General features: G+C 64.0%; 3 protein-coding genes and 7 pseudogenes. 4 read left to right on the top strand and 6 right to left on the bottom strand.

What is annotated here, in order from left to right:
- Both VKI00_RS15640 and VKI00_RS15635 read right to left on the bottom strand, forming a co-directional pair.
- Positions 1-159: pseudogene (locus tag VKI00_RS15640) on the bottom strand (class I fructose-bisphosphate aldolase); the annotation flags it as partial.
- Entirely contained in the window at positions 150-395 is a 246-nt protein-coding gene (locus VKI00_RS15635; RefSeq protein ID WP_324438849.1) for a hypothetical protein, read from the bottom strand. The pseudogene VKI00_RS15640 and the gene VKI00_RS15635, both read right to left, overlap by 10 nt.
- Positions 396-675: 280 nt before the next feature.
- On the opposite strand from VKI00_RS15635, the pseudogene VKI00_RS15630 reads away from it, so the two are divergent.
- Positions 676-948, top strand: a pseudogene (locus tag VKI00_RS15630) (IS256 family transposase); the annotation flags it as partial.
- 47 nt (positions 949-995) lie between these two features.
- A pseudogene (locus tag VKI00_RS15625) lies at positions 996-1349 on the top strand (MMPL family transporter); the annotation flags it as partial.
- A gap of 67 nt (positions 1350-1416) precedes the next feature.
- On the opposite strand, the pseudogene VKI00_RS15620 reads toward VKI00_RS15625, so the two are convergent.
- Positions 1417-1697, bottom strand: a pseudogene (locus VKI00_RS15620) (isochorismate synthase); the annotation flags it as partial.
- A complete protein-coding gene (locus VKI00_RS15615) occupies positions 1694-2284 on the bottom strand; it encodes an acid phosphatase (protein ID WP_324438847.1) in 591 nt (196 codons plus the stop codon). The pseudogene VKI00_RS15620 and the gene VKI00_RS15615, both read right to left, overlap by 4 nt.
- Positions 2285-2413: 129 nt before the next feature.
- Between VKI00_RS15615 and VKI00_RS33810 the strand changes: the two genes are divergently transcribed.
- Both VKI00_RS33810 and VKI00_RS15605 read left to right on the top strand, forming a co-directional pair.
- Complete coding sequence (locus tag VKI00_RS33810; RefSeq protein WP_414687211.1) at positions 2414-2872, top strand: hypothetical protein; 459 nt, start codon at positions 2414-2416, stop codon at positions 2870-2872.
- Positions 2873-3116: 244 nt separating this feature from the next.
- Positions 3117-3344, top strand: a pseudogene (locus VKI00_RS15605) (FAD-dependent oxidoreductase); the annotation flags it as partial.
- Positions 3345-3422: 78 nt separating this feature from the next.
- Here VKI00_RS15605 and VKI00_RS15600 read toward each other — a convergent pair.
- Positions 3423-4132: pseudogene (locus VKI00_RS15600) on the bottom strand (IS6 family transposase).
- 248 nt (positions 4133-4380) lie between these two features.
- Positions 4381-5195, bottom strand: a pseudogene (locus tag VKI00_RS15590) (universal stress protein).
- Positions 5196-5375 lie beyond the last annotated feature (180 nt).

Here is a 5375-nt window from a genome sequence, read left to right as displayed (position 1 = left end):
ATGCACCAGATCAAACATCTGCTCATCGCTGTCGTACGCGTCGTGCGAAATACCATAGAGGCTCAGAGCTTTTGGCGTGCTCCCACCGCTTTGGTCCAGTGCGGCGATGAACCCACGCCCCGACGCCATGACGTTGCGTTGCTCTTCGTTCACTGCCATCCTTCCGTCGTTACTCGTTGAGGCCAGCGCGGGCAACGCCGGCCGCGGCTGTCACTCCACGCGCTCGCGGGCATGACGGCCTGCACTGCCTTTCCGTTGATCTCGCCGTCCACCTCGACCTCCGGGGTGAGCTTGCGGCGGTCAACGTGCCGGCCCAAGGTGGCGCCGTCGCCTCCCGAATCGATGATAATCACGTCGTAGGTGTCGGGGGAATCGCCATCGCCTGCGAGGCGCACGGGCCAAGGGGTTCATCATCACCGGTTAAGCGAGATGCGTGGCCGGTCGCTGTGCTCGTATGCCCCTAGGGGTTCGGGTTGTCACCGGCACCGCCGGCCCGCTCAGTCTCCCAGCGGCATGGTCGGGCGCCGCGGTGACCGTGTTCGTGGACGCGGCGATCACATCTCCGCCCACACCGGGCCGTATGCACCGCTGCCCATTGCACGAAGCGGCCAGCCCCCGCGTCGTGAGTTCATGCGGCCTCGACGCCCGGCGCACTGGCGCTCGGTGAGCACTGGCGGCGTGCCACCCACCCTGGCCCGCACGCTGCGCTCGACCAACTGCATCGAGTCGATGATCTCGGTCTGCCGCGAACATGCCGGCAACGTCAAGCGCTGGCGAGACGGGCAGGTGGCGCTGCGCTGGTGCGCCGCCGGGATGGTCGAGGCCGGCAAGCAATTCCGCCGTGTCAACGGTCACGTGCACCTACCGACACTCCGCGCCGCGCTCGAGCGCGAGTCCGCCGAACCTGTCGGCACCATGGGGCATGATGATCAGGTGAGCGCAGCCTGATGCTCACCAGGCCGCCTCCGAAGTTCCACGGAACTCGGGACATCCTCGACTACAACCTGCTCCTACTTTCGCGCTACAAAGAAGAGATCGGCGCCGGATTTAAGACTGGAATGATCCGGACGATCGGCAGCTCCGGGAGCGTGGTAATCACCGCAGCCTTCGTCTTTGCCTTCACAATGTTGGCGCTCATGTCCAGCGATGTCGTGAACATCGGCCAGGCAGGCGCAACTATCTGTATTGGACTGATTTTCGATATGCTGTTCGTGCGGCTATTTTTGGTGATGCCGCTCACCCGGCTACTCGGCCCATGGTTTTGGTGGCCGACACGGATTCCAAGTCGCCCCAGAGTCGGGGCCTCGACAAAGTCCCTTTCGCCGGGGCCGATGCCCGGGGCCGGTTGATCTCATCCAGCGGGCATTCAACGATGCGGCCGGTGAGGTTGTGCAGCTCGACCTGGTGCCGCAGCTCCAGGACATCTTCAGGCGTCGGGCCCGTCGCGGCGATGCGCACCGGGGCAGGGGGCCGGTCGGCCAGTCGGGCAGCGCACCGGTGCGCCGTACGGTGCCCGGCACCATCAGCGCGGCGGGCGCGTTTACATCGAAAGGTAACGCGCCCAACAGTATTGGCGCCGCCCCCGAGCGCAGCGCCGCCTCCGCCGCCGGCACGTCGCAGAAGCGCGCCTGCACCCCGTCGACAACCAGAGCCCCTCTCGGCCCGCATAGCGCGAAGGGCGGTTCGCTCGGTCTCACTTAATGATCAACCCGAGCGCACCAAGCTGTCGCAACCCGTGCTCGAACCCACAGATCGCGATCGAGGCAGTAAGCATGGCGAAACCGCTGCCCTCGACGAGCGGCAGCTTGAGCCAGCGCGTGATCACCGCGCGGGAGAAGTGACCATGGCTGATGAACACCACGTCGCGTGACGCCAGGTGCTGTAGCGCCAACGCGACGGCGCGGTCAGCGCGATCGGTGACCTGCGCGACGCTCTCACCGCCGGGGCATCCATGCGTCCACACCAGCCAATCAGGTTCGGTTTCGCGGATCTGCGCGGTCGTCAGGCCTTCGTAGGAACCGTAATCCCATTCCGCGACCAGTGGAGATATTTCATCGATGGTGATGTCGGCCAACCTGGCCGTGTCCAGAGTCCGTTGGCGCGGGCTGCTGACCACCAACGGGTGATCAAGTTTGACTTCACCGAGAACCCGCCCAGCGATCACGGCCTGCGCCCTCCCGATATCGGTCAGCTCGATCTCGGTGCGACCGGTGTGCCGGCCAGACGTCGACCACTCGGTCTCCCCGTGTCGGAGCAGCAACAGCCGGTGGCTCTCCACGCCCATGCCGACCGATTATGCCAGACAGTCGCGATTCGTCCGGCGGCACGGGGACAAGGTGACCTTCTCGCTGGGGCACGATCCCGACAAGCCCGCAAGTTCGCCCCGACCGCCCGCAACTACGCCGTGGCCCGGTTGCCCGCCGATGTCGGGCTGCGCATCAACGAGGCCTGCATGCTGGATCTGAACGACGTGCGGTGGGAGTTGGGCCGGTTCGGCAAGCTAAATGTTCGTTACGGCAAGGGTTCTCGTCGCAAGGGTCCCAAACCGCGGCTGGTGCCGCTTATCAACGGCGCCGACCGCAGCTTGTGCTGGTTCATCGAGAACGTCCTCGGCTTGTTCGGCATCGAGCCGTCCGGGCACGGCACGCCGCTGTTTCCGTCCGAACGCAAAAACACCGACGGCCCAGCACGATTACGGAGGCCAAATCGTCACGGTGACGTATCTCGAAGGAGTAGCCGGGAGAGGACGGAGGCGCGGTCGGTAGCGCCCAGGCTCGCCATAGCGTCACTGCAGGGTCACGCGAAGGTCAGGGTTGAACGAATACGGAACAGAAAGAGTGAGAAGACCGCGGCCGCGGAACAGAAAGACTGAGAAAAGCGCAGATAGATTGAGAAGGGACAGCGGGACTCTGGCAGTTCACTAAGATGGGCTACGCGGAAGCCTGTGTGCTGCAACGGATTTTGTCGATAAGCGACCTTATGTAAGATAGCGGCTGATATAGCCTGCTTCCCAACCCATTTCGTATGCCGATAATTTCGGTCTGGTCTCACCCTAGTTGGCCCTTTCGCAGATGATCTGGCACGCGGCGGATTCGCGGCCGGATCTGTGTTGGATGCGCACGGCACAGGGACGGGCACTATTTGGCGGCGTCGCCGCACACCCGTTCCGGCCACTGCACTACCCGATGACCTCAGCGATTGGGCTCGGCATCCTCACCGCCGGACACCGCCACGGCTGGCCGGTCGCCGAGGGCGGGTCGGCGTCGATCACCACCGCGCTGGCCGCGATGCTCACCGACCTGGGTGGCAAGATCGAAACCGGCGTCCCCATCCAGGCGGGCACTGTCACGTTGAGTGAAAAGTGTAGTGGCGCAGTTGGGTTTGAAGCAGTCGCGACGGAACACCGTTGGGTCGTTCACATTTCAGGCGGCAGCGTCGGGCGCGGTGACCTGACGCCAGACCGCGAAGCGGTCGGCCATCTCGGTTCGCCATTGGGTCGCGCTGAGCAGATGCCGTCGCGGCCGAAAGTGTGCGCAGATGCCGCTGAAGGCGGACAGGAACCGTTGCGCATGCCGCGACGATTTCAAGCGTTTCATCGCCCGTTCGCGTTGTCGGGTGGGCTGATCAGAGTTCTCGGCGCGGTTGTTCAGATACCGCGACCGCCGGTGCTCCACCGACGACATGAGCTCGCGGTGGGCGACCTGGTAGCTGCCCAGCTTGTCGGTGACCAGCACGCGCGGCACGTACCGCAGGCCCTTGAGCAGCTTACGGAAGAATCGCTGGGCCGCCACCGCGTTGCGGCGTGACTGGACGAGAACGTCGAGCACGTTGCCGTGCTGGTCGACCGCGCGCCACAGGTACCGCAGCCCGCCGTTGATCCCGACGAACACCTCGTCGAGGTGCCACTTGTCGCCGGGGCGCGGGCGCCGCCGGCGCAGCTGGTTGGCGTAGGCCTGCCCGACTTGGCGCACCACCGCCGGATCGTCTCGTAACTCACCGCGACACCGCGTACGAGCATCAGCTCCTCGACCTCACGCAAGCTGAGCGGGAACCCTAAGTACAGCCACACGCAGTAGTTGATGATCTCGACCGGGTAGCGGTGGCCCTTGTACGACGGCGTTGCGGTGCTCACCCCACGAATCCTCCCAGGTCGCCCACACTCACCAACGTGACAGTGCCCTGCCCGATGACCAGTTACAGCACTTGGACGACAACGCTGCCTTTTTCAGCCAACTCCTCGGCCGAAGCCGCCCACGAGGCTCTCCGGGTGGCGCCGCCGAAGTAGCTCCGCTCGGCGTCGACATACCGTTGGTGGCTGCGATGCCAGCACCGGACGGTTCGTAATCGCGCGCAGTGACGACTTGACACTTGTCATACTCGTCATTTCCGAACCACGAGTACCGAACAACCCATATGCCCGAAGTGGGGAGTAATTGGACCCACCATGCGAGCGACCTTGTCGGCGTCGGAGCTGCCCACCACCGCGAGTTGGACGGGTTCCTCTGTGCCGGATAGGAATTCGGCGGCTCCACTTCGTGCGGTAGCCGGACGGACGTGCACCTCAGGATACTGAGTCACCCAACGGCCGAGCCGATGATCGAGCTGACGGTAAGGAATTTCACCGAAACCCCATCGCCAGACTCCCATTGCCAACATCGATGCTTTGCGAAGTCGCGCTTCCCTAAAGCCGTGCTCGAGCACAGCGTCGTTGCCGGGTGAATCGTCGACGACTACAGCGATCGATCCGGAACGTGACTCCCGAGCTTCGCGGTCGTTGCGAATGATCGCCACTGGGCAATGCGCCTTCTGAGCTAGAGCGTCGGCGGTCGAGCCGATAACCTTGCGGGCGACACGCGCGATCCCCACAGAGCCTACGCAAATCATTGCTGCGTAGCGTGATTCGCTGATCAGTGCGCCTGCTGGCGATCCGTGCACAAGATCGGTTTCAACTTTGACTCGCTCGCCCATGACATGAAGCGCCGCAGTGGCGGCGCGCAGCGCCGTTTCGCCGTATTCGATATCGAGACTGTCATCATCTGCGGGTGCATCTGTTCGCAGCTCGGGGATCGCATGGATCAGACGAAGGGGATGTCGCGACTGGTCGCCTCCGCAACCGCCCACTTGGCCGCATTGATCGCTGCGTCGGAGCCGTCGATGCCCACAACGACTCGCTGTGGTGATTGCGGATGATTCATTGCACCCTCCGATCGAAAGCTGGGCTACCGGGATACCCCGTGCTTGATCGGAAACGTTATTGGGCATTGCCGGCCTTGCAGCAGGGCCGTTCGGGCCCCCGTTTTGCGGCAATGGTCATCTGCCGGCTCCATTCACTCGACCTCGGTGGTATGCCCGGTCACAAGACGTTGCAGGCAACC

It is taken from the genome of Mycobacterium sp., from assembly GCF_035314665.1.
Classification (GTDB): domain Bacteria; phylum Actinomycetota; class Actinomycetes; order Mycobacteriales; family Mycobacteriaceae; genus Mycobacterium.
Note: the sequence above shows the minus strand (reverse complement) of the source record. Positions and strands in the feature narration are given on the sequence as shown.